Raw genomic sequence first — 26,719 nt, forward strand, 5'->3', positions numbered from 1 at the left:
CCGCCCATATGGGCGGCGGGGCCGGGATCGGCGTACTGCATGCGAGATGCGGTCAGTTGCGTCATCGCATGCGATAAATCCGGCGACGTCGGCGAGCATCTCGGGGATGCTGGTCGCCCATGGATGAGGTCAAAGTCGTCGTCGCCCATTCCGAACGTGCGACTCTGCGCGTCGGTGACGTGTTCCTGAAGGTGGACGCCGATCAGGAGCGTATCGACGTCGAGGTCGAGGCGATGGCCCTGGCGCCGGTCCCGACCCCGGAGGTCCTGTGGCGCAAGCCACCCGTGCTCGCGATCGCCGCACTCCCGGGGACGACGCTCGGCCGCCTCGGCGGGCCGTCGACCGGGTCGCCAGCGGCGTGGGCCGCGGCAGGCGCCGCCATCCGGAAGCTGCACGACGCGCCGCTGCCGCCCCGGCCCGGCCGGGCCGGCCGGAGCATCGTCGCGCTGGCGGCGGAACTCGACGACGAGTGCGAGTTGCTCGTGACGAACGGCCTTCTGCCCGCCGACCTGGTCACCCGCAACCGTCGGGTCGCCGAGGCCGCACTCCGGCCGTGGACACCGGCGTTCACACACGGCGACCTGCAGATCGCGCACGTCTTCATCGACGGTGACGAGGTCACCGGCATCATCGACTGGTCCGAGGCGGGCCAGGGCGATGCCCTGTACGACCTCGCCACCTTCACACTCGGACACGAGGAGCACCTCGACGACGTCCTCGCCGGCTACGGCACCGACATCGACCTCGACGTGATCCACGCGTGGTGGTCGTTGCGAAGCCTGCTGGCAGTTCGCTGGCTGATCGAGCACGGCTTCGACCCGTTCGCGCCGGGCTGTGAGGTCGACGTGCTGAGATCCCGGATGTGAGGCTGCGCGGGCCCGACGGTGACGAACGCGTGGTGGATGTCGTCGCGGATCTCCCAGCGGATACGCAGACGGCGGAACCAGTGCAGCAGCGCGATCGTTCCTTCCACAACCCAACTGACATGCCGTCATTCCCGGAGATCCAGAAACCTCCTTCTGCTAGGAGTCGTAAGGCAGCTCGGCCGCCGAACGCGCTCCCTCTCCTCCCACCCGCAGCAGCAACGTGTCCGACTGCCCCTCCCGCCCGACCTTGACGAACCCTCGCGAGCGGTAGAGCCGCACAGCCCGGCTACCGTCCTCGACACTCAGACTCAGCCGCTCGACGCCCAGCCGCGACGCCGTGTCCACCACCGCATCCAACAGAGCGCTCCCCACTCCACGTCCCCGATGCCCCGGCAGGACCCCCAAGGTCAGCTCCGGCACCTGGGGGTCCACGTACCCGTAACCCGGATCATCCGCCGGAAACCGCCTCGCCCACACACCGCCCACTGCCCTGCCCGCGCTGTCCTCGGCCACCACACCGAAGTCTCCGGGCCGGGGCCACCCGGTGATGTAGTGCGCGAGCCGAGGTCTCCCCAAGACCTCGTCCCTGCTGAATCGCGGCCCGTCCCAGTTGAACGCCTCCAACAGCATCTCGGTCAGGAACTCGGCATCCTGGGCCGTCGCCGGGCGCAGCCGAACTCCGTCATCGGGAAGGCCCGGCCCGGTTGTGGTGCGGGTGTGCATGCGGCTTCTCCATCCAAAGCGATCGAGAGATTCGGCCCCCCTGAGGAGCAGCCCCGCAGAACCCGGCGCCGGGAGCCCTGAGCGCAGGGACGGGAACTCCGAGCCCGGGAAGGGCCGCGAATCCCTGCGTGTGAGCCTACGACCGGGCGGATCCACAGGGGAGGGGTACAGTCGGCCGCAAAGGTGGGCAGCCGGAAGTACGTGGAAGGCGTACCCCCGCGAGATCCCTAAGCGGGGGTCTGCGGGAGACTCCGGGGCCCCATGCAGTGAGCACCCGCCTCCTCCACCCGCCGGCGAAGCTCCCGGTCGGCCGTGATGACGAGGCAAGGTCGGCCGCTCGCGCTCCGGGCCAACTCGGCGATCGTGTCGTCGCCACTGCCAGGAGCCTCCTCCACCCGGACACCAGGCACGGAGGCGACACCTCGCGCCCCGCCCTCGACGACCAACACGACTTCGTACGGTCCCGGGAACGGCCCCCCGGTCGGGCCTCCCGTCACGGCAAGCCGGTCACGCAGGCGCTCGGCCGCCCCACGTCGGTCCCGCCACCAGCCATCCGGCACCGACCCCACGACATTGGCCCCGTCGACCACCAGCAGGGGACGCACGGGCTGGTCTTCAGATCTCATGACCTCAGGATGTCAGCCGGCCCGCACGAAGGTCCGCCGGGCACCCGGTACGACCTGGCGCTACCGGCCCCCACCGCCCTCGCCCCTACCGCCCGGCGGAGCCGTCCTCACCACCGCTGCTCTCGTGGCCGTCCATCTCGTAGATCCGCTCTTGGAGCCGTTCCTCGGCCCAGTCCAGCCCGACACCCAAGTCGAACCAGTGCCGATCCTTTCGCGCTCCGGGCGTCGAGAGGTTCACCGCCGCCCAGGAGAACACCCCCAGGAGGACGGAAGGCCCGTGCTGCGCCGTCCACACGGACAACGCAAACGGCGCGGCAAGCGCCGCACGGGTGACCAGGATGACCTCCGCGCCTTCCGCATGCGGACGCCCACCCGTCAGGAACCGCGGCGTTTCGAGGATCTTGACCCACTGGACCACAGCGTCTGCCACCTGCGCCCGCAAGGACTCCTCGATGCCCTTCCGTACAGCCACCGCAGGATCACCGCCGATCCAGCCGAGCCAATGATCAGGATCGGTGAGCTTCCCGAAGTCGTCCTGCGGCACCCCATGACGGGGATTCTTCTCGTACTCACCCGTCAGCTGCCCACTGCCATCCACCAACCACGCGCCACGAATCGCCTCCGGCGGTACGTAGCCATTCGGATCGTCGACATACGCCGGGTCTATCTCAGCAACGCTGCCACCGGGATTCTCCGCAGCCGCAGCCACCAGCGCCGGATCGTCCGGTATGCGCTGACGCCGGCCTCGCGAGCCAAAAAGCCCCACGTTCCCACCCCCACCCGTACTTGCCCAGTCGATCGCGATTCTGCCGCACAGGGGGCAGGAGACCGTATGAGGGTCTGTCGGGCAGGGTCTTCACCACCCGGCTCTCCGACACGGATCCGATGGGGAGCGGCTACATGCCGCGGTCCGGCCCGCTCCAGGGCTCTGGTCGTTCGTCGGCGGTCATCGGGAGGCGGAGCAGCTGTACCGGACCGGGGTAGAAGGCGGCGGTGTGAGGCCCGGCCATGTCTTCCCCGATGAGATAGCGATAGAGCCATTCGGCGAAGCTCATGTCGTACCGTGCCCAGCCGCCTCCGCCGTCTTCGACCAGGAGCCAAGGGGTCGTGCTGTGCGCGGCCACAAGGAACAGTGTCTCGCCCCGGTCAGTGCTGGCCATAGGCCATGGTCCGTTGCGGGCGCCGAAGCTCAACTCCGGAAGTCCGAACAGCAGGCGCGGGTCCTCGTCCGGGTCGAGCTCGTCCCAGGGCACTTCGGACCAGGCGTGGGCCGTCTCTCGGATCCAGTAGCCCAGATTCCAGCGGTCGGTGGCGGGGTGGTGCAAGGACAGGTGGCTGTTGAGCCGGATGGGAGCGTACGCGTCGACAAGCGTCTGATAGTCGGTCGGCAGCCGGACGCCGAGCTGTGCGTGAAGGCGATCCCAGGCAGCGGGGTCCGTGTAGCGATGCTGGGCCGGGCCGAGCATCGCCATGGTCGCGGTCAGGTAGTCGGTCATAGCGCCCCTCGCTGGCGTGTCGTCCTTGGCGACAGGATCATCCCAGCTCGGCGATGTCCCCGATCATGCCGGGAGCGGCAGCGAGCGGCGGCTCGGAATTCGAACAGGACGTTGGTCTGAACGGTCTGAACCGGCACCCGAACGGCGTGGTCGGAGCCGCGGAAGCATAAATGCGTCGACAGGGCCCCTCGGCGCCCGGCAAAGTGGCCGCCCGTGACGAGCAGTGAGCTGTGGACCCGTGAGACCGCCGACCGTTACGACGCCGAGGAGGCCGAGACGTCCTCGGCCGTCGCTCTGCGACCCACACTGGCCTTCCTCGCGGAGCTTGCCGGGGACGGCCGGGCATTGGAGTTCGCCATCGGGACCGGGCGAGTGGGCGTCCCGCTGCGGGAACGCGGAGTGCCGGTAGTGGGCATCGAACTGTCCGAGCACATGGCGGCGGTGCTGCGGCGCAAGATCGACGAGGACACGCTTCCGGTGGTGATCGGGGACATGGCCACGACCGTCGTTCCCGGGGAGTTCACCTTGGTCTACCTCGTCTACAACACCATCACGAACCTGCTCACACAGGACGAGCAGGTCGAGTGCTTCCGCAACGCCGCACGTCATCTGGAGCCCGGCGGCCGATTCGTCATCGAGCTGGGCGTCCCGCCGCTGCGGTTCCTGCCGCCAGGCCAGGTCGCGGTGCCGTTCGACGTCTCCGAGCAGCATCTCGGCTTCGACACCTTCGACCTCGTCGAGCAGATTCTCGTCTCGCACCACTTCACCCGCGACGGCGACGACGGCCGTTACCGCCGCGACGACTCCCGGCACCGCTATGCCTGGCCCGCAGAGCTCGACCTGATGGCACGGATCGCCGGCCTCAAGTTGGAACGTCGCGTGGCGGACTGGGACGGGACGCCGTTCACCCAGGACTCCACGAAGCACATCTCCGTGTGGCGCAAGCCGACCTGAGATCGGCCACCGGACCGTCGACGTATGCCGTGCCTGTCTTCGCACTCCCACCGGGAGTTCAGGCCCCGCCGGCAGATCAGCGCGCATCCGGGAGCGCGGAAGGCACCTCGTGGATGTCGTGCGGAGTTCTACGAGGCGACGGGGGACAAGCGGCTTCCGGCCTGGTCCCAGAGCCGTGGTTCGACCACGTCGTCTCGGTCGGCGGCTTCCTCGTCGAACCAGCCGTTTCCCGCGAGCCATGTCTCCAGCCATGCCGCAAGGCCGGTGGAGTCGAGGAACCAGCACTCCTCCCACGAGTCGCCGCCGTACACGTTCGGCTCGAAGAGCAGGACCTGGCCGTCCTCGCTGAAGCAGTCGACACCCGCGTACATCGCGCAGCCCCAGGTCAGGATGGGCACGACACCGTCCGGCCACTCCGGGTACGGCACCCCGGAGGACGCCTCGCGACGCTCCAGGAATTCGCTGACGACGCCGGCACCCGGCCCGAGCAGCGGCAGCAGTCGGTAGTCCGGACCGAACCCGCCATCGGCGATCTCGCGGTACAGGCGTACGAGGAGGGGGTGAAGGGTGAAGCCCAGCTGCGCCTCGGCCTGGGCAACCTGCTCTTCGCTGACACAGGCAGGAAGGTCTTCGGCGTCGGACGCAGCCTGCAGGGCGACACGTCGCAGGAGGCCATCGAGGTCGGTCATGACGGTGATCGTGTCAGACGCCTCTGACATCGCCGGAAGTGAGCGCCCCGTGCCAGCCGGCTGGCCGGCCCGTCAACCGCCTGCGGGCGTAACCAGCGCAGGCGATGCGACGCCGAGCGAGCGCGTAGAGAGCAGCGAACGTTCAGGTCGCGCAGCGAACGGGACCGGACCAGGAACGCGGCCCGGTCCCGTTCGCACGCCGTCCGGTCAGTCAGTCGTGGTGGGAGTCGACGACGGCAGGTACTTCGGGGCACGCCAGGCGTCCAGGCGCTGCTCCACTGCCGCGCCCAGCGAGAGCAGTTCGGCGTCCCGGTGGTTGCAGGCCATGAGGAGGAGGCCGACCGGGAGTTCGCCGACGAAGCCGGCGGGGACGGAGAGGGAGGGGTAGCCGGCGACGGCGGCCGGGGTGGAGGAGGGGATCACGTCGTTGTCGCCGCGGGCGCAGTCGGTGGTCCAGGCGGGAGGGTTGGCGGGGGAGGCGATGGCGTCCAGGCGGTGGGCGGCCATGGTCTCGTCGATCGAGCGCTTGGAGAGGTCGCCCAGTTCGGCGCGCATGGCCCGGTAGCCCGGGTCCGAGGTCGACGGTGCGGCCAAGGCGAGTTCGAACAGTTCCTGGCCGGCGAAGCAGGTCTGCTCGGCCGGGTGCGTGCGGTTGAACTCGATGAGTCCGGCGAGGTCGCGAGGCCCGTTACGGGAGGCGAGGTAGGCGTCGATGTCCCGATGGAACTCGCTCAGGAGGGCCGGGAACTCGAGTTCGGCGAGCCTGGCCTGGTACGGCGGCGTCACCTCGACGACCTGGGCACCTGCGGCACGAAGGCGTGCGGCGGTACGCGTCATCAGGGCGTCCACGTCGGTGCCGAGCGACGGCAGCCGCCACAGGCCGATCCGCTTGCCGCGCAGAGTGGAGGGGCGCGTGACCGCCTCCGTGAGGCCGACGGTGCCGAGGGTGCTGTCGGCGTCCTGACCGCTGATCACCGAGAGGGTGATCGCGGTGTCGACGACATTGCGTGCCATGGGGCCGGCCGTGTCCTGCTCGGCGGAGATCGGGACGACACCGGACTGGCTGACCAGTCCGAGGCTGGGCTTGTGGCCGACGACCCCGTTCATCCCGGCCGGACACACGATGGAACCGTCCGTCTCGGTGCCGATCGCGACCTGCGCCAACGACGCCGCGAGCGCCGCAGCCGACCCGGAGGACGATCCGCACGGATTGCGGTCCAACACGTACGGGTTACGCGTCTGCCCACCCACCGCCGACCAACCCGACGTCGGCTTCGCCGCGCGGAAGTTGGCCCACTCCGACATGTTGGCCTTGCCGAGGATCACCGCCCCTGCCGCACGCAGCCTCCCGACCAGCACCGCATCCGTGTCCGGTGGACTCCCCGCCAGCGCCAGCGACCCGGCCGTCGTCGGCATGTCCCGCGTGTTCACATTGTCCTTCAACAGGACCGGAATGCCGTCGAGCGGGCCGCGAACCTTCCCGAGCCGATGCCTCACATCACTCGCCACCGCCTGACTCATCGCGGTCGGGTTCGTGCGCAGCACCGCGTTGATCCTCGGATCCACAGCCTTGATCCGCTGGAGGTACGTCATCGTGAGCCTCGACGACGTCAGATCCCCGCGCCCCATCCGCGCCTGCAACTCCGGGATCGTCACCGTATCCAGGTCCACTCCACCCAGGAGCCCCGCCTCGACACCGTACGAGGAACCAACGCCACCGACCTCAGCCGCCACCGCCCGCTGCCCCTGCACACCCGCCACCAGAAGGGGTGCCACAGCCAGAGCCGCAGTCACTGCCGCAACACTTCGCTTCTTCATGGGGGACACCCCACTGCAGGCACCTGCCCGGCGCAAGATACTTCTGCGCCTCTCCACACAACCGGGGGAGACGGGAAACCGGGGGAGACAGGGGCACATTTCTCGGGTTCCTGCCGCCCCCGCCGCCCCACGCCAGGTTCGGGCAGTCCGCTGGTCGTCTGCTCGGCGTGATCCTCGTTGTCACAGGTCGCGTTTACGGTTCCCCCGTGAGCGTCCCCAAGGTCATCCCCATCAGACACGAGCCCGATTACCGCACGAGCACCATCGGACGATGGCAGGGCGGCCAGTTCTTCGCCTCGGTCACCGCGGCCTTCGCCGAGGGCTGGAGTGGCGACGACTGGCAGTCCCACAAGCGCTGGTGCGCCGTACTCCATCACTTCGACGACAACGGCCGCCACCTCACCTCGCGCATCGAGTTCACCGGCACCACTGCAGACGGCGAGAACACCTCGATCACGACCGCGCGCCGGCTGCTTGCCGAGTGGCTGGACGCCCTCCCGGACCGGCGGTACCAGGACATCGCGATCGCGCCTTTCGCCGTCAGAGCAGAGGGAGTTCTGTTCGGCCTGGTGCTGGAGAAGCATGAAGAGTCGATCGACGACTGCGCCGACGCCGACGCCGACGCCGACGCCGACGTGGGCGTGGGCATGGGCGGTGACGCCGGCGGTGACGAGTACGGCAGCGATGACGTCGACGGCGTGTGGGCGGAGTTCTATCCCGACGGCCTTGGCTTCAGCGCACCCTGGGACGGTGAGTACGACACCTGAGCCGAAGCACGATTCGGATCCCGATTCCGATTCCGATCCCGAGCCGATCCGCAGCCGCTCGGATTTGCGCTCGATTCCGCCATCGTCGTCCGGTCCGCAAGGTGATTCGAATCAGCTGGCCATCGATGCGCGTAGGTGTCGAGTCTTGCTCAACTGTCGAACCACACGACGAGGCGCACGTTGTCGTCCCCGTGCTGTGCTGCGAGTTCCTTCATTGCTTTCCAGACGGGTTGCCACTCGCCGGTTTCGGTGACGGCATCTCTGCGGCGGATGGTGACTGATCTGTAGAGCGTGTCCCCGACGAGCCACTCACTTCCTTCGGGCCACTCCCGGTCTTCACCTCGCTCAAGACCGACAGCCTCGGCAAACTCCGGACTCCAGGACGACTTGCCCGTCATCCTGAGCCCGCTCGGCGTCCGGCGGTACTCGTGAAGCCGGCTGTCGGGCTTCTCCGCCCGCTCGTCCCAGTCGGCCGCCTTCACCTCGGCCCAGGTGATCCACGTGATGCCGTGAAAGCCGTCTTCGCCGTACCACTCGGTCAGCTGTTTAAATCGCGCACTCATGGTGGCCGAGGCGTCGGCGGGCAGACCCCGGCCTGCGGCCAAGGGGCGGAAGTTTGCGTAGTTACGGACCCCGAAGAGACAACCGAACGCATCGTAGTTACGGGCATCGTTAAGGGAGCTGAGGTCGTGTGCGCTGTACCAGATCGGCTCCTGATCGTCTTGCGGCGCCCGATACTCGAGGAAGCCGCTTATGTCTGTACCCATGCCAGGCATTCTGCCGACTCCGTCAACTGATTTCGTCTGTACCGGATCGGCGACCTGCGCATACGTGAGCTACCTGGTCAGGAGGCCCTGTGGTGAGGAGCGGTGACCCGCGCCCAGACGGGTCTTCCTCCCAGTGCATGAACCGCGGCTCTGACCGTATTCCGGTTCACTGAGCCTCTTTCATCCTGTGCTGGAGGGTGAAATGGGCTGGTCAGCGGGTGTGGTGACGAGGCAGGGACCCTCGTCGTCGGCGTGGTGATTCCACTCAGCACACCGGCGACCGAAGGGGCCCCGTTGGTTCCGTATCCTGCCACGCTCGACGTCCCGCACGAGCTCGTCGAGCATGTCGCCTGGCTGCTGTACGAGCACCGCCGGACCCGCAACACCCGCTGGCGCAAGCTCGGCTGCTTCGACCAGGCACTGCTCACGCTGGTGCACCTGCGGAAGAACGAGACGTTCTCGCAGCTCGGAGCGGGTTTCGGGATATCCCAGGCCACCGCCTGGCGGTACGTCGACGAGACCTTGGACATCCTGGCCGGCTGGGCGCCCGGCCTCCACGAAGCCTTCACCGGCCTCGGTGAAGGCGACCACGTCATCGTCGACGGCACCCTGATCCCCATCGACCGTATCGCCGCCGACGAGCCGTACTACTCCCAAAAGCACCGCAAGAAACGCAAGCGCGGCATGAACGTGCAGGTCATCGCCCGGCCCGACGGCACACCGCTCTGGTTCTCCCGCGCGACACCCGGCCGCACCCCGTACTACCGTCACCGCGAACAACCCGAGCATTACCAGCAGTTCAACCGGGACCATGCCCGACTGAGAGCTCCGGGCGAACGCGCCTTCGCCCAGTTGAAGTCCTGGCGGCTACTACGGCGAGCCAGATGCTCCACTCGCCGCATCGGCACCATCGTCCAAGCCGTCCACACCCTCCTGATCTGCAGCTATGCAGGATGAAAGAGACTCACTGCAGCCAATTTTGTGCACGCAGAGAACACTTCGACTTCGCTGCCAGACAAGCATCGTTTGTACGAACCTGTAACTTCTGCGTGCAGGGGCCTGTCTGTAACCGACGGTCCCGCGCACTGATTCAAAGGAGTGATTCATGAGTTCTCAGATGAAGGCATTCGGTTTTGGTATGCCGTGGGAGTCGTTGTACGGGTATAGCCAGGCCACCCAGGTCGGTGACACGGTCTACGTGTCAGGGCAGCTGTCCCATGACCGTCACGGCAACTTCCTGGGTGCAGGCGACTTCGAACTGCAGGTCCGAACCACGCTGGAAAATCTGGACCTGGTGCTGAGGCAGTTCGGGGCCGAGCGTGGCCAGATAGTGGAGACCACGGTGCTGGTGAGGAACCTGCGGGAGAACTTCGACACGACAGCACGCCTCCACGCCGAGTACTTCGGGGAGCACCGGCCCGCCAGCACGGTCATGGGCATTTCCGACTTGGCACTGCCGGACCAACTCGTTGAGATTGGCGCGCTCGTGCGTCTCGATGTGAAGCCATAGGTAGGAGGTTCGCCTGATTCCTTCACTGAGCCTCTTTCACCCTCCAGCACAGGATGAAAGAGGCTCACTCAAGGCATCTTCCGTGAGGAGTTCTCAGAGCTTCGGAGCGAGGCGGTAATGCTGCGGATGAGCGTGGAAGCGCGGTGAGGTGAGGTGCAGGGTTCGGTTGTCCCGTCCGGCGGCCATGTGGTCGAGCCAGCGTTCGTACCAGGAGAGGAAGTCGGGTGCCGAGGAGACGTTCGGGCCCCAGAAGCCGTCGACGTTGCCGATGATCACGCGCTCGGTGAGGGGGCCGGTCACGCCCACGAGGACGAGATCGGTGCAGCCGGGTTCGATGACGTGCAGGAAGAGATCGCCGGTCCGCGTGTGTCGATGGGCTCGACTGAAGGATCTCGTTCTTGCGCCGGGAACTGCGGGATTCATGGTGAACAGGGCGCAGTGTTCCAGTGGGAGCAGCCCGTAGTACGGGGACGCACCGCTGCCGCCCAAGTGCGTGAGGAAGTCCCGATAAGCCCGGGGGAGTTCTACGTCGTGCTCGGCTTCGAAGGCGTTCACCCGAGCTTCGGGTAGGCGGGGGCCGAGGCGGAAACGGTGCCGTTCCTCACCGAAGGAGTGGCTTCGGTCGGGCGTGTACGGGACGCGTGCCAGCTTGCGTCGCAGCCGCGGGATGCGGGAGTCCATGCGAGCTCTTCTCTTGTGTCGCCCTGACTCTACCTGGCACTGAGGAGGGCCCCTTCGTCCGGCGAGTGGCCTGCTGGACGAAGGGGCGAGACGCCGGCAGCGGTTCGTGCGCGGTGCCGGGTGCCGGACGTACGTATGAAACGGACGGACGTGTCAGACGGCGAGGGTCACGCGCAGCAGGGACCGGTGAAAGGGAGGGATGCCGCCCAGGTAGATGCACTGGGAGTAGACCCGGTACCCCCGCGCCGCGTAGTAGGCGCGGTAGTACGCGCTGAGGTAGTCGCAGACGTAGCCCGGGTACACGCCGAGGTCGTACGTCCGGTAGCCACGGGCCGCGGGCGTGGTCGCGGCCACGCCGGCCGGAGCGGCGATGCCGTAGGCCTTCCGCTGGCCCTCGTGCGTCCGCTTGGCGTAGCCCCCGCTGGCGTAGCCGCCACTCTGAGCCGTCGCCGTCGCCGTCGCCGTCGTTGTCTCGGCGACCGCGGACGCCGGCGTGATGCCGAACGCCGCGATCGCCAGTGCGGCGAGCGCTGTGACCGCCAGCCGGACGAAAGACCTCACGGGGTACGCGTAACTCCGATTCGCCATGAGCGTGCCGTTCCTTTCCTGATGGGGTGGACGCCGGCCGGGCGCCCGTCCGACCGCCCTTCCGGCCCGACACCCCGAGTTTTCGGCCCTGGTGCGTTGTCTCGCAGCCCTGATTCGACCGTGAATCAATCAGCTCTGCGACCAGTGACCTCCGTCCCGCGGCGTGCGCCCTGTGCCCCGCGTCCGGCGTCCCGCGTCCTGCCTCTCGTATCCGGCGTTCCATCTTCCGCTGCCCGGCACGGCTCGATTCCTTCTTGTGGGGGGTGGCCCCACTCGGGTTGAGTCCTGAAGGACGTCGGCACGTGCACGGGGGAGCGATGGGACGCAGTCAGCCACTGCTGGACGCGATGGGCGTTCCGCCCCGCGTATTCACTTCCGCCCTCCGCGAGTTATGCGGGAATGTGCGCGGGGCGGCGTATCGCACGATGGTCCGTGGAACGGAGTCATCCGCGGCCGCGGCCGCGGACGTAGCGGACGTATGTGAGCCGCGACGCGACGGCCACCCGAGGTCGAGCACCCCCTGGCCCACCGACACCAGCACGAGGCGGCCGCCACGGCGTGGTCGGCGAGCGGGGCTTGCTCTGTGGGCGGCGGTGCTCTTCGGGGTGGCGACGGCCTGCGCCGCCGCGCCGTCGGATCAGGAGCTGCGGTCGCGGACGACGCTGCCCGCGACGGAGCAGCTCAGAGCGGCGGAGGAACAGAAGATCCGGGAGGTCATCGGGCGGATGGGGGCAGTGGAGGGCCTGGAGCTCGTACGGGCGCATGTCACGGACTCGTGCATCAGGTTCGGCGAAGGGTCGGTCTTCGACAGCGGTCGGCCTCCGTACGTGCTGACGTGCAGCATGCGCGCTGTCGCCTATTTCGGCGTACGGGGAAGCGTGGCCGAGGCGCTGCCGCGCATTCGCGAGGCCGACATCGCGGTCTGGGGGCCGCAGGACGGCAAGGGGCGCGACATGCCGCACGCGGCCGGCACCATCACCTACGCGCTCGACTACCTACGCCACGGGGGCCGCACCTCCGACGGAAGCAAGCTGCCTTCGCCCGTGCTCGACGGCCCCGGAATCGAGATCGACTGGGAAAGGCCCGACGACCCCCTCTCGGTGCTCGTCACGTCCGAGTCCCCTACCCCGTGTCCACCCGCCAGCGAGATCTACAGGCGCTGCTGGGTCATGCCGGACTCCCCGATGAGCATGGCCACCGCCCGCTCCCGTAACCGCACCCTCCTCACGGTCACCGTCGGCGGTCCGGAATCCACCGCGTACGACTACTTCACCGTCCGTCGCCAGTGAGGCTGCGCTCGCCGTAGTCGGTGGGACATCGAGGGTGGGATGTCGAGGGTGTGACGGACCCGGGTATCGGTGACGCGTCCGTTGTGACGGATCAGGTCGCTCCCAGCGCATCTCCGCCCGACCCGGGAACGCGGGTCGGCATGAGCCGACGCTTCGGATTTGATCAGGGGGAGTCGTCGGAGTCGGCCGCGAGCGACTTCTCGGCAGCTCCCTTCCGGGGGATGCCGTCGACTGTCACGCAAATGCCGAAGACACGCTCGTGGCCGGTCCAGCCGTTGACTCGGCCGCGGTTGTTGCTGATCTGAACCCGTTTCCTGACCGGGTCCACCGATGACACCAAGTGCAAGTAGACCGTCCCGGCGACGCGGGCGAGAACGATGTCCCCGACCGCCACCTTCGTCGGGTCGACCGGAGCAACGACCACCTGCTGTCGGCTACGTATCAGGGGGACCATCGACGAGCCACTGGGCCGGAACGTCACGGTCGCCCCGTCGGCGACCCTGTTCGCCACCGCGTTCAAAGCTCCCATCCGCCGATCGTGGCAGATACTCGTCGATCGCCCCATCGATTTGTTTCCCAGTTACGTGTCCGAGCGGGTCCAGACCTGACGCGGTGCGAAACCCTCGCGGCGCAGCCAGTGCTCGGTGTAGACGATCCGGGCGGCCTCGATCACGACGAGCGGCCCCGATGGCGGTTCGTCGAGCGCACGCGACCGCTCGACGTGATCGGACTGCCAGCGGAACGCCGGCCAGTAGTGATCGAAGTCCGAGTCGCCCTCGGACAGCACGCGCGCCTTTCCGAAGAGCTGGGCACCCCGACTGCTGGCCTGTCCGACCAGCGGAGCGAAGACCCCTACCGACACCCGGGGATCCGCGGCGAGGTTCCTCATCTTCGGCGAACCAGCAGCCGTGGAGAACATCACTGCGAAGTCGAGGTGGAAGTAGCGCACCGGAGTCGCGAGCGGCCCTTCCGGTCCCGCTGTCGCGATCACGCACATGTTCTGCGACGACAGCAGGTTGAGTATTCGCTCTTCCAGCCGCTCGCGATCGAGCCGCTGCTTGGGTGACGGGCCGGCCAGCCACGGATTGGTCACAGGCATGATCAACTATCCCACGCCCTGCCCCGGCGTTCCCCGGTTCGGGGCTCAGAGGTGGGATTCGAGGAGCTCCCGGATGTGGGACGTGCTCGTGGGCCCCGTGCCACTGGCCACCGGCTCGCCTTCCTTCAGCAGTACGTAGGACGGCGCTCCGGTGATCCCGTATCGCTGGGTCGTGCCGGGACAGCGCGTGATGTCGACGCGGACGGCCGTCAGCCGGTCCGCGTACTCGTCCGCGATGCCACCCACGACGAGGTCCATCGTCCGGCTGGGCTCGATGGCCTTGGGCCATGTGCCGGTGAAGTACGCGAGAACCGGGGATCCGCTCATCCTCAGGATGAAATCGAACTCCGCGTCCTCACGGGGTTGGTGAACCCGCTTCGCCATGGATGCTCCTGACCTCGTCGTTTGTCGTTCGTGCCCATCATCTCGCGCGTGGTGGGGTGGACTCGTCGCGCGGCGCGGTCCCTCACAGGAGGTGCGCTTGGCCATGGGGTTGGGCAAGCCAGTCCAGCGGCGCCCGTTCTGATGGTGCGGCCCGACCTGTAGTGCGCGCGCCGGTCCTCCGCTGATGCTGCCGCGCTCAGTGTGTCGTCTCGTCGGTGCTCGGGCTTGCGGCCGTGCCCGGGGGCGTACTCGTCTCGGTGGGCCAGTCCCAGTCGCCGACGTAGGCCGCCACCCCGGTTCTGCGAGCCTCGGCCGCGGCGGTGAGCCGGGCGAAGTCCCGTGCGGGCATGAGGGCCTGCCACTCGTGGAGCGGGAGGACGCGTAGCTCGTCGTGTTCGTCGGGGGTGAGCGTGAAGTTCGCGATCTGTCGGTCGGTCAGCCGTCCCCCGTCGAAGACGAAGCCTGCGGTCGCGAGCGGCCACGACGTGCCGGGGAGGCCGAAGACGGCCGCCAGGAGGCGAGGTGGTCCGGACACCAGCAGCCCTGTTTCCTCTCGGGTTTCTCGGACCGCCGTCTCCCAGGGACGCTCGCCGGCCTCGGCCGTGCCGCCGGGCAGCTGCCAGGGATGCTCGGCGCTGTAGACCGCGTGGAGTTGTACGGGCGAGTCGTTCATGTCGGTGAAGAAGAGTGCGCCGAACACCGTCGCCTTCGGCAGCATCGCCGCGTACTCGGCGGGCGGGAGGAAATCGGTCATCGGGACCCCTGGGTTTGGCCTGCGGAAATCGACTCGGGCGGGAGGGATAGGTATGCGGTCATTGCCGCCCCCGGTCCTTGATCTGAGGGAGGCTGGAGAAAGGCCAGCAGGTGCCTGCGCGGAGGCGGGCGAGTGTGCGGCGGCCGCGCTCGACGAGCTCCGGGTCGCCGGCGCGGGTTCCGAAGGAAATGCCCGAGACCGCGTCCAGCGCCGTGCTCGCAGCCAGGTGGGTCTCCTCGGCAGCGGTGAGCGGGCGGCCGTAGCCGGCGAAGAACGCCTCAGCGAGGTCGGGCCGACCGTCGAAGCGGTCGATGAGGCGTGCGAGGTCCCGTACTCGGGTGTGGGGTTCGCTGCGCTCGACGTCGATGAAGCGCACGGTGCCGTCGGCAGCGACGAGGAGGTTGCGGTACTGGAAGTCGCCATGGGTCACCACCTGTTCGAGTGGTGCCGGTTCCCGAGCCGCTGCGACGGCCGAGCGGACGCGCTCCTCGTCTCCCGGTTCGAGCAATGGACGGGCTGCAGCCAGGTGGCGTTCCATTCGGTCGTACGGGTCGGTGGTCGGTGGCGCATCAGAAGGTCGGGGGTCGGGCGGGAGCGGACTCGCGTGGATGCGGGCCGCGAGTACGCCGATCGACCGCAAGACCTCGGCCTCCTCGGCGGCGGAGAGGACGACACCGTGGAGGGACCGGCCCTCGACGGGTGTCACCACGACAGCCAGGAGTTCGGGGTCGGCGGCCACGAGCCGGGGCCCGGCGCCGCCCAGTTCCGGAACCCACCCGCGTAGGGCGTCCGTTTCCCTGCGGTGGAACCAGGCATTCTGGTGGACCTTGACGAACCACAGGCCACCGCCGGTGCCTGCGGCCCGCCATACACGGCTGTTCTCCCGGGCCCAGGAGACATCCGTCCACGTGGCGATACGGCCGACGGCGCGCTCGGCGAAAGCGCGCACCGCGGGCGGGGGAGCGGGTTCCCGCTGCGGGGAGGAAGCCGGCTCCGCGTACGGCGTCGACTCCAAGCCTTGCTCTTGCCCTTGCCCTTGCCTCTGCCCCTGGCCCTGCCGCTGGCCCTGCCGCTGGGCCTGGTCCGGGGCAGGGTCCCGTTCCCGGACCGCCCTGAGCTTCGGCTCCGCCCTGAGCTGCGCAGGCCCGGCGGCCGGGACGAGGTGGAGGCGGTTGAGGTCAGGGTCAGGGTCGTAGGCGATCCCGTCGTCGGGACGCTGGAAGTGCACGGCGAAAGGCGTGGCCGCCCGGTAGGCGTCGAGTCCGGCGCGGCAGTAGGCGACCATCGGATCCGGCAGGGCATCGAGCGGGAACCACCCCATCGCGTCGCACTTGTCCGGCTCGACGACCCGTGGGGTCCCTTGCCAGCGGCGCACCTCGAAGAAAAAGCCGACACGTTCCTGTCCACTGGGAGGACGGTGGTGCACCGTGACGGCGGCACGTAAGTCGGCCGGGTCCACGTCGAGACCGGTCTCCTCCCACGTCTCGCGTACGACGGCGGCGACGACGGTCTCCCGCTCCACATGGCCTGACGGCGCATGCCAGAGACCGGTCGCGTACACGTCACCGGCCCGCCGGGACAGCAGCACTTCCGGGCCTTGATGTCCCTCCCGGACGGCGATCAGGTGCACGTCCACCGGTACGGTGTGCCGCCCGCCGCTCACTCGCTGCCTCCCGGACGTCGGGGCGGCAGCACGGTGAACGCCGCGTTCTCGACGAACCGGCCGGGCGTCCATGCGCGGCGGGTGGGGGAGCGGTGCTCGGTGAGCCGGTCGGTCACGGCCAGGGCCTCCCACGCGGGCGTTCGAAGGAAGGCCCGCGCGCAGGCGGTCATGCCTTCCCCAGCAGGAGGCGCAGCGAGGAGGCGTCGGCCAGCAGCTGGGTCTCGTCCTGACGTTCGCCGTCGAGGAACCCCCACGGCAGCGGTCCGCCCGGAGCGGGATCGGATTCACCCGCGTACCGGGGGCAGACGTGGCTGTGCAGGTGAGGGACGACGTTGCCGAGGGTGGAGTAGTTCATCTTCACCGGTTCGTAGAAGGTGGTCAGGGCCTTTCCGAGCGCGAGGGTGTCGCGCCAGTACGCGGCGGCCTCGGCGTCAGGCAGCTCGGTGGGCTCGGCTACGTGCGGGCTCCCTCGGTGGATGAGTACGCAGTAGCCGCGCACCCGCCCACTGCGCCAGAGATAGGCGTTCGCCACCTCACCGTGACGGAGCAGTACACCCCACCCGATGTCGTCGGCGGTGTAGTCGTTCGTACACATGGGGCATCCGTCGCCGGAGCGGTGGCGGATGAACGTCGCGGGCCAGCCGGCCGGAAGCGCGGGTCCGGTGACGGGGGTAGGCAGCGGGTTCTGCTGCTGGGACATGAGGAGCTCCTGTCGGCTGCGTGGCTGTGCGGCGTGTCGTGTGGGCAACCGCGACAGGCCCGCGGTGGTCGCGGTCGCGGTCGCGATCGTGGCTGTGGCTGTGGCTGTGGCTGTGGCTGTGGCTGTGGCTGTGGCCGTGGTTCTGGTCCTGGCTGTGGTCGTGGTCGTGGTCGTCGTCACGGCGTCGCCCCTGCCGGTCCGCGGCGAGCCAGCGTGTGCACGAGGCGTCCGAGTTGTCGGTACGGGTCACGGGTCGACGCGGCCCATTCGGTCTCCAGCGCCTGTGCGTACGTGTCGGGGGCAGGGTTCCAGTCGTCGTGGTGGTCGGTGAAGACGCGGATGCCCTGCCAGCTCAGTGGTGTGAGGCCGTGCTCGGCCGCGAGCCGGTCGAGTTCGTCGGCCGTGTCTCCTCGCGTGGCCAGGCCGAGGTTGCCGATGCTGGTGTCCGCGCCGAGCTCGATGAGGTGGTGCGCCGCCGGGTAGTCGCCGCGGAGGGCTTCGCGGAAGCCGATGGCGGACCTGTTCTTCGTGAGAACGCTGAGCAGGCCACCCGATCCGACGAGCGCGGCCAGCCGCGCGTACGGGCCCGGCGTGTCGGCCAGGTACATCAGTACGCCGTGGCAGCAGACCACGTCGAAGTGCGAGCCATCGGCGGGTAGTTCGTCGATCCCGGCCTTGAGGAGCCGTACTCGCTGATCGAGTTCGGGGCGGGCGATCAGGCGGCGGGCCGTCCTCGCGAGCATGTCGGCGGACGGATCGGCTGCGGTGACGTGGTGTCCGGCTGCGGCGAGTCTGAGGGTCATCTCGCCGTCGCCGCAGCCGGCGTCCAGGATCCGTACGGGATCGGGGGGAAGTTCGGCGAGGAGGCGGCGGGCGACGAGATCGTGGCGGAGGCGGCCCCGCGCCGTGCGGGAGTGGGCGGTGTATGCGGGGCCGACGGTGGCGAAGTCGGTCAACGTGCCCACCCCAGCTCGGTGTAGGGGCGGCCCGCCTGGATGCCTTCGATCGCGGCTCGCGTGTAGGGGACGATCGGCTCGGGCAGGTCCTTGGCGTTCCACCAGCCCCAGCCGACGCATTTGTCCGGCTCGCGGATCTCCGGCACGCCCTCCCAGTGGCCGGCGCGGAAGAAGAGCTGGATCCTCGGTGCCCTTCCGGGTCCCACCAGGTGGACTGTGTGGACGAGTGCGAGGTCGGCCGGGTCGATCACCAGTCCGGCTTCCTCGTGTGCCTCTCGCACCAGGCACGCTGTCGCCGATTCGGCCTCGCAGTGGCCCGCCAGGGTGTGCAGGAGCCCGCCCGCGAAGGCGGAATCGGGATGGCGGTGGCCCAGGAGGACCTGGCCGTCGCGCTCCAGATAGAGGTGGACGCCGAGGATGTGTGGCACGGTCCCGGGAGGGGCCGTTGCCGACGCGACCGCACCCGGCCAGGTGCTGCGGGCGGGGGCGAGTGTGCGTGCGGGTTCGGGGACAGGTGCGGGGCGTTCGGCCGCGTGTCGCTCAAGCAGGGTCCTCGTAGACGGCGGCATGGTCATGAAGGGGAACTTCTCGGGGTGGACCCAGGCGAGCATCACACCTTCGGTCAGGGGTAGCGTCGACGGGTCGCCGCTCCAGCGGCCGGTGAACAGCTGGATGGGCACGCGTGTGCCGGCGGTACCCGTGGCGAGCTCGACCGCGTACGGCCGGAGGTCCTCGATGGCCAGCCCGGCCTCCTCCATCAGCTCGCGGCGCATCGTGTCCAGCAGGCCGCGGTCCTGTGGTTCGCTGCCGCCTCCGAGCAGGGACCACGCCCCCGGCTCCCAGATGTCGGGCTTGTTCGCATCCCGGAGGTGCAGCAGGTACCGACCGCTGCCGTCGTGGATGAGCGCGCTGGCGTTCACCGGCCGGATGGTGCCGTCCAGCCCGGAGGCGACCAGCTTGGCCCGCAGGGTGGAGGAGGAGACCTTGTCGAAGGGGAGCCAGGTCGCGCCGTCTACCTCCTCGGCCTGGAGCGTGAGCCCTGGTACGTCGTCGGCGGTGAGCTGGAAGACGAAGCGGAAGTCGTAGTGCCGGTGCGCCGGCTCGCCTTTGGCGGGGTCGGCGTCGATGGTGTGGACGTCGATGTCGATCGGCCCCTCCCGGAAAGCAGGGGTGAGGGCGAGGGCGGCGGCCGGGATCCCCACCTCCTCCTTGAGCTCCCGCAGGCACGCGGCCAGCAGTGTTTCGTCGGTGGCGTCGACGTGGCCGCCCGGCGCGAGCAGCAACCCGGTACCTCGGTGCAGGACGTGCAGGACACGCGCGTCGGGATCGATCACGGCGGCGCTACAGGTGATGTGTCCGGGGAGCGTGGTACGGCTGGTCGGGTCGCCCGTGGCGCTGGTCGGAGTCGGATCGCCGGTGGCACTGGTGGCGTCCGTGGCGGTGTCCAGGGCGGCGAGCAACGCGGCCAGCCCGCTCCGTTCGCCGGGGTTCCGGTCGAGGTAGGCGGTGAGCAGGTCACGGATGGGGGCAAGGGAAGGCGGCATGTCAGAACCTCACGAAGCTCGATGCGCGATGGGACGGTCGTCGGAGGGCCATGGAGAGGCGCGGGCGGGGGACCAGGGGATCTAGCCGAGGCGTTCACGCAGAACCTCCTCGGCCTCGTCGAGCCGCTCGCGCAGCACCACGGAGGCCTGGTGGCGGACTCGCGCGTACGCCGCCAGGGACGGAGTGACGGGCCCGAGACCGGCGGCGACGGTGTTGAGCGGGTACACGGACAGCGCGAGAGCGGCGGCGGTCAACCGCACCACGCTCACCAGTTCCTCCACTCCCACGACGGGGTGCCGGTGGTGGTAGGCGGCGGCCAGGCGGCTCAGACCGTCGGGCCAGTCCGGCTGGGTCAGTACCGTGCGGGGGTCGAGGGCCAGGCGGCCCAGTTCCCACACCGGGGAACGTCGTACGGGCGGGGCGAAGTCGATGAGGGCGGCGACCGAGTCGCCTTTCAGTAGCACGTTCGGGCCCGACAGGTCGCCGTGCACCAGCTGCGACACCATCGCCTGAGGGACCTGCTCCAGGAGCCGTTCCACCTCCGGAAGCCGCGCGAGCTTCTCCTGGGCCGTGGCAACGGCCCAGCGTTCGAACGTGGTGACCGGTGGAGCCGCCTCGTACCAGGACAGGAGTCCTTCCAACCGGGCCTTGCACCGGGCCATGTCGACGGACTTGTCCCTCGGGCCGATCAGCGGAGGGCCGAGCCCGTGCGTACCGAACCCCTGCCGGCCGAACCCGTGCCGTGGTGACCCGTGTCGGCCGAACCCGTGCCGTGGTGACCCGTGCTGTGGTGACCCGTGCGTACCGAACCCGTGCCGGCCGAAGCCGCGGTGCAGACGCCCGACGGCCTCGCCGACCGCCTCCCACCGGCGACCTGTCAGCCGCCCGTCCGCCGTGATCGCGTGGGGGATGAAACGGGTCACGGACATCGCCAGCCACGGGTGCCTGGCGATGAGACGGTTCTCGTTCGCCGTGTACAGGGCGGGGGCGACCGGAACCCCGCACAGGCGCGCGTGCTCGCTGAGAGCGGCGGCGTCCTCGGCCTTCGCCAGGTCGGTCGCGGGTGTGTAGGTCTTCACGAACCAGTGACGGCCTGACTCGGCCCTGGCGATGTAGTTCTGCGTGTCGGTGCCGGCCGGGCCCGCCACGACAGACGTGGGCAGAACGGCGAAGTCCGTGGCGAGGAGGAGCGTGACCAAGGAGATCCGTGACTCCGGGGATACGGGCGTCATGGCAGCACCTCCCCTTCGCCGACGAGGTCGGCGTCCTCGACCGACGGGCCTTTCGCCGGGGCGGCCTGTGCCGGTACCGACGGGGCCGTGAACTGGCGGGCCTGCAGCTCGTACGCTTCCCGGAACGCTCCGCGGCCCGTGGTGGGGTCCATGAGCTGGGCGAACGTGCCGTGCTCGATGACCCGGCCTTCGTCGAGTACGTAGATCAGGTCGGCGTGGCGCACGCTGTGGAGGCGGTGGGTGATCAGGACGGTGGTCTGGCCGGTGCCGGCGAGCCGATGGATCTGGTCGAAGACGCGCTGCTCGGCGGCCGGGTCGAGGGCGCTGGTCGGCTCGTCGACGATGAGCACCTGCCCCTCGCGGGCCTTCCCGCGGGCCAGGCCGATCCGCTGCCACTGTCCGCCGGAGAGCTCCTGTCCGCCCCGGTAGCCGCGGGCCAGGAGGGTGCTCAGCCCGCGAGGGAGCCCGTCGATGACCTCGTCGGCGCCCGCGTAGGCGGCCGCTGCCGTGATGGTCGCGTCGTCCATGGCGACGCTGCTGCGGCCGATGCCGATGTTGACCCGGGCGGTGAACGGCCATCGCTGGAAGTCCTGGGCAACCAAGGCGACCCGGCTGAAGATCCGCGCTCGGCACGCGTCAGCGGCGCTGACGTCCCCCCACATGACCCGTCCCTCGGCCGGCAGGTGCAGGCCGCACAGGAGCTTCGAAACGGTGGACTTGCCGGATCCGTTCCTGCCCACCAGGGCGACGGTCCGGCCGCGGGGGATGACCAGGTCGACTTCGCGCAGGGACGGCTCGTCGGCACCGTGGTAGGTGAAGCCGACCTTCTCGAAACGGATCGCGTCGAAGTCCTCCGGCACGTCCACGCCGGTCTCCGGGATGGCCCGCCGCTCCGCCTCGGCGCACAGCCGCTCCAGGTCGGCGACGAACAGCGACTCCTCCTGGATGTCCGTCACCCGCAGCACCAGGTCCGTGATGCTCGTCGACCCGGCCCGGATCGCGAGCACCGCGGTGCCGCCGACCGCGAGCGCCATCTGTCCGTTCCACAGCAGCAGCCCCAGCACCCCGTACGCGGCCACCGTGGCGACACCACGAGCCCCGTCCGCCAGCAGACCCGTACGGGCCGCCACCCACGCGAGCCGGGTCTGCTCCCGCTCGCTCGTCTCCGCCATCCCCCGGAAGTGCTCCAGCAGGAACGGGCCCACGTCGTGGACCCGGACCTCCCCGGCCGCCCGCTGATCGATGAGCAGTTGGCTGAGCAGTTGCGCGGCGCGCGCGTGCTGGACGAACCGGTGCCAGCTCGTGTACCGCGCCCGCGCCACCGTCAGCGACCCCCACGCGCTCGGCAGCGCCATCGCCACGAGCAGGGGCAGCAGCGCCCAGTGCAGCACCGTCAGCACGCCGGCGGCGGCGACGAGCGAGATCGCCGAGGCGACCACCGCCGTGCAGTAACCCACCATCCGCCGGGCCCCGTCCGCGCCCCACTGAGCCGAGTCCATGAGCTTGTGGAACGCGTCGTCCTCGATCGCGTCCATCTCCACCTTGGCGACGAGCCCCAGGTACCGCTCGGTCGCGACCCGCTGCACCTTCGGTTCCAGTACCCCCGTCGACGCGGTCGACGCCGACTTCAGCAGCGAGGAAAGCACCGACATCACCGATACGAGGACCAGCGCCGGCATCGACGCCCGCAAGCGGTCGGCCAAGGCCCCCGCCGCCAGCAACTCGGCCAGCAGCGCGTTCACCGCCACCAGCGTGAACGCCTGCCCCAGCCCTCGACCGACCTCGCTGACCGCCACTGTGTACAGGGCCCTCCGGTCGGCCTGCCTCGCCAGCCGCACGGCCACGGCCACCTGCCGCGGAAAGCTCACGGCCATGCTCCACATGCCCAGCTTCACCCAGGTCCCGCGGTACTGGCTCCACCCCTTGTCGTAGTCGAGCCGTCCCCCGAACAGCAGCCGTTCGGAAGCCGATTCGGACCCCGCCCCGGCCGGCGGCGATGTCTTGCCGTCCGTGGTCGCCTTCATGCCCCCCACCCCGTATCCGGACGTGCTGAACGGAACGCGCCGACGCCACGGCGAGGCCCGGCGGGAGTGGGGGTGGGGGTGGCTGTGGGGGCGGGGGTAGGGGAGGCGACAGGGTCGGGAAGGGGGTACACGGCGTTCTCCAAGCGGGAGGGGTTCGGGGTGTCAGAAGGCTCAACGACACGACCACGCCCGTCGAACACACGTTTTTCGGACGCCGTGCGAACCCGAGACGGAGCGTGCGAACCCCGAGACGGAGCGAAGGTATGTTCGTGCCGGGTGCACCGACCCTTGCGGCGCGAGGGTCGTGGTCCGGGAAGGGACGTGGCCGAAACGCCGACACCGCTGAGCACGGACCGCCACTGCCTGCCGCCCACTCCCAGCGAAGCCGTGAGCCGTAAGCCGCGAACCGTAAGCCGTCAACCTGACGGCTATCCGGCTGACAGCCGCTGACCTGCCCCTTTCCGGACCGGAAGAGGGTGACCTCGCAGGGCTGCGCTAGATACGACGCGTGGGGACATGGCCGAGCCGGCCCCGACTCGGCGGTCTGGCGGTCCACCGATCTGCCAGAGCACCACCAGGACGGACTCATGGCAGAGGGTCGCCTGACAAGGGGGCTTGGCAAGAGGAGCCGTACCGCGTCATGAAGGATTTCCGCTCGATCCCTACCGCTCCCCGTGGGCTGCCCCTGGTAGGGCACGTCGTGCCGCTGCTGAGGGATCCGCTGGCGTTCTTGAAGTCGTTGCCGGCCTTCGGCGACCTGGTGCGTATCCGGCTCGGCCCGCTCGCGATGGTCGTGATCTGCGATCCGGAACTGACCCGGCGAGCTCTGCTGGACGACCGCGTCTTCGACAAGGGCGGCCCGCTGTACGACCGCCTACGGGAGGTGATCGGCGACGGCGTCGTGTCGTGCCGGCATCAGGCGCATCGCCGGCTCAGGCGGCTGTCCCAGCCGGCATTCCATCAGGCTCGGCTGCCGGACTACGCGCGTGCCATGACCACGTGCGTGCAGGAGGCGGCCGATTCCTGGAGTCCTGGGCAGGTGCTCGATGTGCCCGCCGAGATGATGAGGGTCAGCTCCAGGATCATCACCGCCACGCTGTTCTCCGACGCGCTGCCCGCGACGGCGCACGGGCAACTCGTCGAGGACGTGACCACGGTGGTGAAGAGCCTCTACCAGCGCATGTTCCTGATTCCGCCGCTGGATCGGCTGCCCACCCCCGGCAATCGGGCCCACCTCGCCGCCCGCGCCCGGCTGCACGACACCGTCGAGCGGATCGTCGCCGAGCGCCGTGCCGACGGAGCCGATTACGGCGACCTGCTCTCGGCCCTGGTGGCGGCGCACGACCCCGAGGACGACCGCTCCGGCATGACGAGCGCCGAGATCAACGACACGATCGTCTCCTTCGTCCTCGCCGGCATCGAGAGCACCGCTGCCACGCTGTCCTCGGCGCTGGACCTGGTGGCCCGCCACCCCGACGTGGAGGCCCGGTTGCACGCGGAGGTGGACGCCTTGGGCGGTGAGCCGGCCACGTACGCCGACCTGCCGCGTCTGCGACTGACCGAGCAGGTCGTCAACGAGACGCTCCGGCTGCGACCGCCGGGCTGGTTCTTCACCCGTGTGGTCACCGCCGACACGGACCTCGGCGGGTACGCGCTGCCGGCCGGCACCAGCGTCGCCTACAGCCCCTACCTCATCCACCACCGGCCCGACCTCCACCACGATCCCGAGACCTTCGCCCCCGACCGCTGGTCGGACGCGCACCCCCAGCCGCCGCGCCACGCCTTCCTGCCGTTCGCCGCGGGCGCCCGCAAGTGCATCGGGGACTCGTTCAGCATGGTCGAGGCGACCCTCGCCCTCGCGACCATCGCCGCGCGATGGCGCCTGGAGCACGTGTCCGGCCATCGAGGCCGCCTCGCCGCGGCGGTGACCCTCGAACTCCGTGACCTGCGCATGCGGGTGCGGCCACGGGCCGAGGTGCCCGCGTCGGAGGTGAGCTCCGCACAGGGCGCCACCTGACCGGCACCGCCGGAGTGGGGCTCTCGTGGCCTCGGGCCGTACGGGCACCCGAGGCCGGGGGAGGTCACTCGGCGAGCGACTGCTTCACGGCGAGGGCTTCGCTGCCGGTCCAGTACGTGACCTCGGGGTCGTCGTCGATGTTGACGAAGCCGACGCCGCCGGGCAGCGGGACGTTCTGCTCGTAGCCCTCCGGGGAGAGGCTGACGCCCATCCGCTTCACCGCGGTCGTGGGCGCGCCGACCCGGAAGAGCCGGACACCCGCGTACGCCTTCTTGCCCGGCTGGACCAGGAACTCCTCGAGCTGGGACTTCATGACGGTGGCCTCGTGCGTGGCGTCCTCGAAGACCACGGCGGGATAGCCGCCCAGGACGCAGGCCTTGTCGCCGGTGTTGGTGGCGGTGAGGAGTACGTGCTGGAGCGAGTCGTGCGGGGAGGTCGACGCGGTGATCGTGAAGGTGTCGTCGGTGCACGGGGTGCCGGGGACGCCGTCGCCGCCGACATCGCCTGCTCCGCCACCTCCCGAGGCGTCCGAACCGCCGGACTTCCCCGACCCGTTGCCCGCCCCCTGCGAACCGCCCCCGCCGCTGCTCGGAGTGGCGGAAGCCGTCGCGCCGGTGGGCGTCGAGGACGGGCTCGCGGTCGTCGGGTCGGCGGTTGTCGGGTTCGCGCTCGCGCCGGCGGACGGCGGGGTCTTCGCTCCTGCAGCCCCGTCGTCGGGGCCGCAGGCGGCGGTCGAGAGCAGCGCGGCGATGGCCGCGGCTCCCGCGGCACAGGTCTTCAGAGACTTACGTGTGGTGCGCATGGTGGTTCCCCCGTGTACGAATGCGTGGCGGCCGTTCCCTGATGCGGTCTGCGGTCTGCGGTCTGCGGTCTGCGGTCTGCGGTCTGCGGTCTGCGGTCTGCCGACTGCGGAACGGAACGGCTTCGGCGACGATCCGATCCGTCAGTGCACTGCGGACCGAGCGTCGATGACACGCCGCGGTCGCCTCCGGACGTGGTGCCGGTGGTCTTTCCGGACGTCGTGATCTCAGAAGATACGGTTCTTGGCGGGGATTGACGTCCCACACGGGGTTGAACTTCCGCACCGACTTCTGCCGTATCCCCGTGGCTCCTCCACCCCGCGCCGTAACCCTCAGGTTGACGACCGCCGGCCCGGCGCGCGGTCCCGGTGCCGCGCTGGTTGACCTCGATGGGGCGTGCGACTCCGGAAGTCGACGGAGGAGTGGGACTGCTGCCGGATGCCCGCGGCGTCCGCCCTCTTCTACTGTCGGCGTACCGGCCGGGCGAGGTGGGCGAGGGTGCGAGGCCCGGGTCGACCCACCGGCCGGCGCGCCGGGCAGGGGCACGCTCGGCCACGCCGCGCCGAAGCTCGGCGCGGGTCGACGTGCACGGGGGCCGCCGACGGTGCGGGGCCGGCGGCAGCGGGCGACGGGGGTGCGCTGCCGCCGGTCATGACCGCGGCGGTCGGTCGGCCTGCACCGACGTCGGTGGCCGTGGCCGCCGGGCGCCGGACGCGGGGCCTGTCACCGGGGAGGCCGGTGACCGTGTTCGACTCACGCTGAGGGACGACC

The 26,719-nt window shown here is 69.6% G+C and carries 28 protein-coding genes and 1 pseudogene; 7 read left to right on the forward strand and 22 right to left on the reverse strand.

What is annotated here, in order from left to right; genetic code table 11:
• Window positions 1-119: 119 nt before the first annotated feature.
• Complete coding sequence (locus ACFCY7_RS18960) at window positions 120-866, forward strand: phosphotransferase family protein (RefSeq protein ID WP_376486420.1); 747 nt, start codon at window positions 120-122, stop codon at window positions 864-866.
• Between the two features lie 20 nt (window positions 867-886).
• Here ACFCY7_RS18960 and ACFCY7_RS18965 read toward each other — a convergent pair.
• The 5 genes and pseudogenes from ACFCY7_RS18965 to ACFCY7_RS18985 all read right to left on the reverse strand — a co-directional run.
• Window positions 887-979, reverse strand: a pseudogene (locus ACFCY7_RS18965) (IS5/IS1182 family transposase); the annotation flags it as partial.
• A 43-nt stretch (window positions 980-1,022) separates the two neighbouring features.
• A complete protein-coding gene (locus tag ACFCY7_RS18970) occupies window positions 1,023-1,589 on the reverse strand; it encodes a GNAT family N-acetyltransferase (protein WP_376486422.1) in 567 nt (188 codons plus the stop codon).
• 227 nt (window positions 1,590-1,816) lie between these two features.
• A complete protein-coding gene (locus ACFCY7_RS18975) occupies window positions 1,817-2,215 on the reverse strand; it encodes an NTP pyrophosphohydrolase (protein WP_376486424.1) in 399 nt (132 codons plus the stop codon).
• 85 nt (window positions 2,216-2,300) lie between these two features.
• Complete coding sequence (locus ACFCY7_RS18980; protein WP_376486426.1) at window positions 2,301-2,981, reverse strand: hypothetical protein; 681 nt, start codon at window positions 2,979-2,981, stop codon at window positions 2,301-2,303.
• A gap of 130 nt (window positions 2,982-3,111) precedes the next feature.
• Window positions 3,112-3,711, reverse strand: coding sequence for an SMI1/KNR4 family protein (locus ACFCY7_RS18985; protein ID WP_376486427.1), 600 nt, complete (start codon window positions 3,709-3,711; stop codon window positions 3,112-3,114).
• Between the two features lie 213 nt (window positions 3,712-3,924).
• Between ACFCY7_RS18985 and ACFCY7_RS18990 the strand changes: the two genes are divergently transcribed.
• Window positions 3,925-4,665, forward strand: coding sequence for a class I SAM-dependent DNA methyltransferase (locus tag ACFCY7_RS18990; RefSeq protein ID WP_376486430.1), 741 nt, complete (start codon window positions 3,925-3,927; stop codon window positions 4,663-4,665).
• 128 nt (window positions 4,666-4,793) lie between these two features.
• On the opposite strand, the gene ACFCY7_RS18995 is transcribed toward ACFCY7_RS18990, so the two are convergent.
• Both ACFCY7_RS18995 and ACFCY7_RS19000 read right to left on the reverse strand, forming a co-directional pair.
• Window positions 4,794-5,354: an SMI1/KNR4 family protein gene (locus ACFCY7_RS18995; protein ID WP_376486433.1), complete on the reverse strand. Its 561-nt coding sequence runs from the start codon at window positions 5,352-5,354 to the stop codon at window positions 4,794-4,796.
• 207 nt (window positions 5,355-5,561) lie between these two features.
• Window positions 5,562-7,172, reverse strand: a complete 1,611-nt coding sequence (locus ACFCY7_RS19000) for an amidase (protein WP_376486435.1) — start codon at window positions 7,170-7,172, stop codon at window positions 5,562-5,564.
• A gap of 206 nt (window positions 7,173-7,378) precedes the next feature.
• Here ACFCY7_RS19000 and ACFCY7_RS19005 point away from each other — a divergent pair, with 206 nt between their 5' ends.
• On the forward strand, window positions 7,379-7,939 hold the full coding sequence (locus ACFCY7_RS19005) for a hypothetical protein (RefSeq protein WP_376486437.1): 561 nt from the start codon (window positions 7,379-7,381) through the stop codon (window positions 7,937-7,939).
• Between the two features lie 149 nt (window positions 7,940-8,088).
• On the opposite strand, the gene ACFCY7_RS19010 is transcribed toward ACFCY7_RS19005, so the two are convergent.
• Complete coding sequence (locus ACFCY7_RS19010; protein ID WP_376486439.1) at window positions 8,089-8,706, reverse strand: hypothetical protein; 618 nt, start codon at window positions 8,704-8,706, stop codon at window positions 8,089-8,091.
• A gap of 252 nt (window positions 8,707-8,958) precedes the next feature.
• Between ACFCY7_RS19010 and ACFCY7_RS19015 the strand changes: the two genes are divergently transcribed.
• Window positions 8,959-9,663 (forward strand): transposase family protein, encoded by a 705-nt coding sequence (locus ACFCY7_RS19015; protein ID WP_376486442.1) that lies wholly within the window; start codon window positions 8,959-8,961, stop codon window positions 9,661-9,663.
• Window positions 9,664-9,811: 148 nt separating this feature from the next.
• Window positions 9,812-10,216, forward strand: coding sequence for a RidA family protein (locus ACFCY7_RS19020; protein ID WP_376486444.1), 405 nt, complete (start codon window positions 9,812-9,814; stop codon window positions 10,214-10,216).
• Between the two features lie 93 nt (window positions 10,217-10,309).
• Here the strand turns inward: ACFCY7_RS19020 and ACFCY7_RS19025 are convergent, their stop codons facing one another.
• Both ACFCY7_RS19025 and ACFCY7_RS19030 read right to left on the reverse strand, forming a co-directional pair.
• The gene (locus ACFCY7_RS19025; RefSeq protein ID WP_376486447.1) at window positions 10,310-10,897 is read right to left on the reverse strand and encodes an SMI1/KNR4 family protein; all 588 of its coding nucleotides are present in this window, start codon (window positions 10,895-10,897) and stop codon (window positions 10,310-10,312) included.
• A 153-nt stretch (window positions 10,898-11,050) separates the two neighbouring features.
• Window positions 11,051-11,458, reverse strand: coding sequence for a hypothetical protein (locus ACFCY7_RS19030; protein WP_376486450.1), 408 nt, complete (start codon window positions 11,456-11,458; stop codon window positions 11,051-11,053).
• A gap of 632 nt (window positions 11,459-12,090) precedes the next feature.
• Between ACFCY7_RS19030 and ACFCY7_RS19035 the strand changes: the two genes are divergently transcribed.
• Entirely contained in the window at window positions 12,091-12,774 is a 684-nt protein-coding gene (locus tag ACFCY7_RS19035; protein WP_376486451.1) for a hypothetical protein, read from the forward strand.
• 163 nt (window positions 12,775-12,937) lie between these two features.
• On the opposite strand, the gene ACFCY7_RS19040 is transcribed toward ACFCY7_RS19035, so the two are convergent.
• The 11 genes from ACFCY7_RS19040 to ACFCY7_RS19090 form a co-directional block, all read right to left on the reverse strand.
• Window positions 12,938-13,303: a S26 family signal peptidase gene (locus ACFCY7_RS19040; protein WP_376486454.1), complete on the reverse strand. Its 366-nt coding sequence runs from the start codon at window positions 13,301-13,303 to the stop codon at window positions 12,938-12,940.
• Between the two features lie 51 nt (window positions 13,304-13,354).
• Window positions 13,355-13,873, reverse strand: a complete 519-nt coding sequence (locus tag ACFCY7_RS19045; RefSeq protein ID WP_376486456.1) for a pyridoxamine 5'-phosphate oxidase family protein — start codon at window positions 13,871-13,873, stop codon at window positions 13,355-13,357.
• Between the two features lie 45 nt (window positions 13,874-13,918).
• Entirely contained in the window at window positions 13,919-14,257 is a 339-nt protein-coding gene (locus ACFCY7_RS19050; protein WP_376486458.1) for a thioredoxin family protein, read from the reverse strand.
• A gap of 196 nt (window positions 14,258-14,453) precedes the next feature.
• Window positions 14,454-15,011: an NUDIX domain-containing protein gene (locus tag ACFCY7_RS19055; RefSeq protein WP_376486460.1), complete on the reverse strand. Its 558-nt coding sequence runs from the start codon at window positions 15,009-15,011 to the stop codon at window positions 14,454-14,456.
• A gap of 58 nt (window positions 15,012-15,069) precedes the next feature.
• Entirely contained in the window at window positions 15,070-16,647 is a 1,578-nt protein-coding gene (locus tag ACFCY7_RS19060; RefSeq protein WP_376486462.1) for an NUDIX domain-containing protein, read from the reverse strand.
• 23 nt (window positions 16,648-16,670) lie between these two features.
• Window positions 16,671-16,844, reverse strand: a complete 174-nt coding sequence (locus ACFCY7_RS19065) for a hypothetical protein (RefSeq protein WP_376486465.1) — start codon at window positions 16,842-16,844, stop codon at window positions 16,671-16,673.
• Window positions 16,841-17,374 carry an HIT family protein gene (locus tag ACFCY7_RS19070; protein WP_376486467.1) on the reverse strand — a complete coding sequence of 178 codons (534 nt, stop codon included), beginning with the start codon at window positions 17,372-17,374 and terminating at the stop codon, window positions 16,841-16,843. The genes ACFCY7_RS19065 and ACFCY7_RS19070 overlap by 4 nt, the downstream gene beginning before the upstream one ends.
• Before the next feature lie 176 nt (window positions 17,375-17,550).
• Window positions 17,551-18,339: a methyltransferase domain-containing protein gene (locus ACFCY7_RS19075; protein WP_376486470.1), complete on the reverse strand. Its 789-nt coding sequence runs from the start codon at window positions 18,337-18,339 to the stop codon at window positions 17,551-17,553.
• Window positions 18,327-19,874 (reverse strand): NUDIX domain-containing protein, encoded by a 1,548-nt coding sequence (locus tag ACFCY7_RS19080; RefSeq protein ID WP_376486471.1) that lies wholly within the window; start codon window positions 19,872-19,874, stop codon window positions 18,327-18,329. The genes ACFCY7_RS19075 and ACFCY7_RS19080 overlap by 13 nt, the downstream gene beginning before the upstream one ends.
• A gap of 81 nt (window positions 19,875-19,955) precedes the next feature.
• A complete protein-coding gene (locus tag ACFCY7_RS19085) occupies window positions 19,956-21,107 on the reverse strand; it encodes an aminoglycoside phosphotransferase family protein (protein ID WP_376486474.1) in 1,152 nt (383 codons plus the stop codon).
• Window positions 21,104-23,131, reverse strand: a complete 2,028-nt coding sequence (locus ACFCY7_RS19090; protein ID WP_376486476.1) for an ATP-binding cassette domain-containing protein — start codon at window positions 23,129-23,131, stop codon at window positions 21,104-21,106. Before ACFCY7_RS19090 ends, ACFCY7_RS19085 begins: the two co-directional genes overlap by 4 nt.
• Window positions 23,132-23,771: 640 nt before the next feature.
• Here ACFCY7_RS19090 and ACFCY7_RS19095 point away from each other — a divergent pair.
• A complete protein-coding gene (locus ACFCY7_RS19095) occupies window positions 23,772-25,148 on the forward strand; it encodes a cytochrome P450 (protein WP_376486478.1) in 1,377 nt (458 codons plus the stop codon).
• A gap of 64 nt (window positions 25,149-25,212) precedes the next feature.
• Here ACFCY7_RS19095 and ACFCY7_RS19100 read toward each other — a convergent pair whose 3' ends face one another.
• A complete protein-coding gene (locus ACFCY7_RS19100) occupies window positions 25,213-25,950 on the reverse strand; it encodes a DUF4232 domain-containing protein (RefSeq protein ID WP_376486481.1) in 738 nt (245 codons plus the stop codon).
• Between the last annotated feature and the right edge of the window lie 769 nt (window positions 25,951-26,719).

This window comes from Streptomyces sp. NPDC056361 (genome assembly GCF_042262805.1).
Classification (GTDB): domain Bacteria; phylum Actinomycetota; class Actinomycetes; order Streptomycetales; family Streptomycetaceae; genus Streptomyces.

Bases quoted from the DNA above. Each gene is read 5' to 3' on its own strand.
- ACFCY7_RS18960 (WP_376486420.1), top strand. From the start codon at position 120: ATGGATGAGGTCAAAGTCGTCGTCGCCCATTCCGAACGTGCGACTCTG.
- ACFCY7_RS18970 (WP_376486422.1), bottom strand. From the start codon at position 1,589: ATGCACACCCGCACCACAACCGGGCCGGGCCTTCCCGATGACGGAGTT.
- ACFCY7_RS18975 (WP_376486424.1), bottom strand. From the start codon at position 2,215: ATGAGATCTGAAGACCAGCCCGTGCGTCCCCTGCTGGTGGTCGACGGG.
- ACFCY7_RS18985 (WP_376486427.1), bottom strand. From the start codon at position 3,711: ATGACCGACTACCTGACCGCGACCATGGCGATGCTCGGCCCGGCCCAG.
- ACFCY7_RS18995 (WP_376486433.1), bottom strand. From the start codon at position 5,354: ATGACCGACCTCGATGGCCTCCTGCGACGTGTCGCCCTGCAGGCTGCG.
- ACFCY7_RS19000 (WP_376486435.1), bottom strand. From the start codon at position 7,172: ATGAAGAAGCGAAGTGTTGCGGCAGTGACTGCGGCTCTGGCTGTGGCA.
- ACFCY7_RS19010 (WP_376486439.1), bottom strand. From the start codon at position 8,706: ATGGGTACAGACATAAGCGGCTTCCTCGAGTATCGGGCGCCGCAAGAC.
- ACFCY7_RS19020 (WP_376486444.1), top strand. From the start codon at position 9,812: ATGAGTTCTCAGATGAAGGCATTCGGTTTTGGTATGCCGTGGGAGTCG.
- ACFCY7_RS19025 (WP_376486447.1), bottom strand. From the start codon at position 10,897: ATGGACTCCCGCATCCCGCGGCTGCGACGCAAGCTGGCACGCGTCCCG.
- ACFCY7_RS19040 (WP_376486454.1), bottom strand. From the start codon at position 13,303: ATGGGAGCTTTGAACGCGGTGGCGAACAGGGTCGCCGACGGGGCGACC.
- ACFCY7_RS19045 (WP_376486456.1), bottom strand. From the start codon at position 13,873: ATGCCTGTGACCAATCCGTGGCTGGCCGGCCCGTCACCCAAGCAGCGG.
- ACFCY7_RS19050 (WP_376486458.1), bottom strand. From the start codon at position 14,257: ATGGCGAAGCGGGTTCACCAACCCCGTGAGGACGCGGAGTTCGATTTC.
- ACFCY7_RS19055 (WP_376486460.1), bottom strand. From the start codon at position 15,011: ATGACCGATTTCCTCCCGCCCGCCGAGTACGCGGCGATGCTGCCGAAG.
- ACFCY7_RS19065 (WP_376486465.1), bottom strand. From the start codon at position 16,844: ATGACCGCCTGCGCGCGGGCCTTCCTTCGAACGCCCGCGTGGGAGGCC.
- ACFCY7_RS19070 (WP_376486467.1), bottom strand. From the start codon at position 17,374: ATGTCCCAGCAGCAGAACCCGCTGCCTACCCCCGTCACCGGACCCGCG.
- ACFCY7_RS19080 (WP_376486471.1), bottom strand. From the start codon at position 19,874: ATGCCGCCTTCCCTTGCCCCCATCCGTGACCTGCTCACCGCCTACCTC.
- ACFCY7_RS19085 (WP_376486474.1), bottom strand. From the start codon at position 21,107: ATGACGCCCGTATCCCCGGAGTCACGGATCTCCTTGGTCACGCTCCTC.
- ACFCY7_RS19090 (WP_376486476.1), bottom strand. From the start codon at position 23,131: ATGAAGGCGACCACGGACGGCAAGACATCGCCGCCGGCCGGGGCGGGG.
- ACFCY7_RS19095 (WP_376486478.1), top strand. From the start codon at position 23,772: ATGAAGGATTTCCGCTCGATCCCTACCGCTCCCCGTGGGCTGCCCCTG.
- ACFCY7_RS19100 (WP_376486481.1), bottom strand. From the start codon at position 25,950: ATGCGCACCACACGTAAGTCTCTGAAGACCTGTGCCGCGGGAGCCGCG.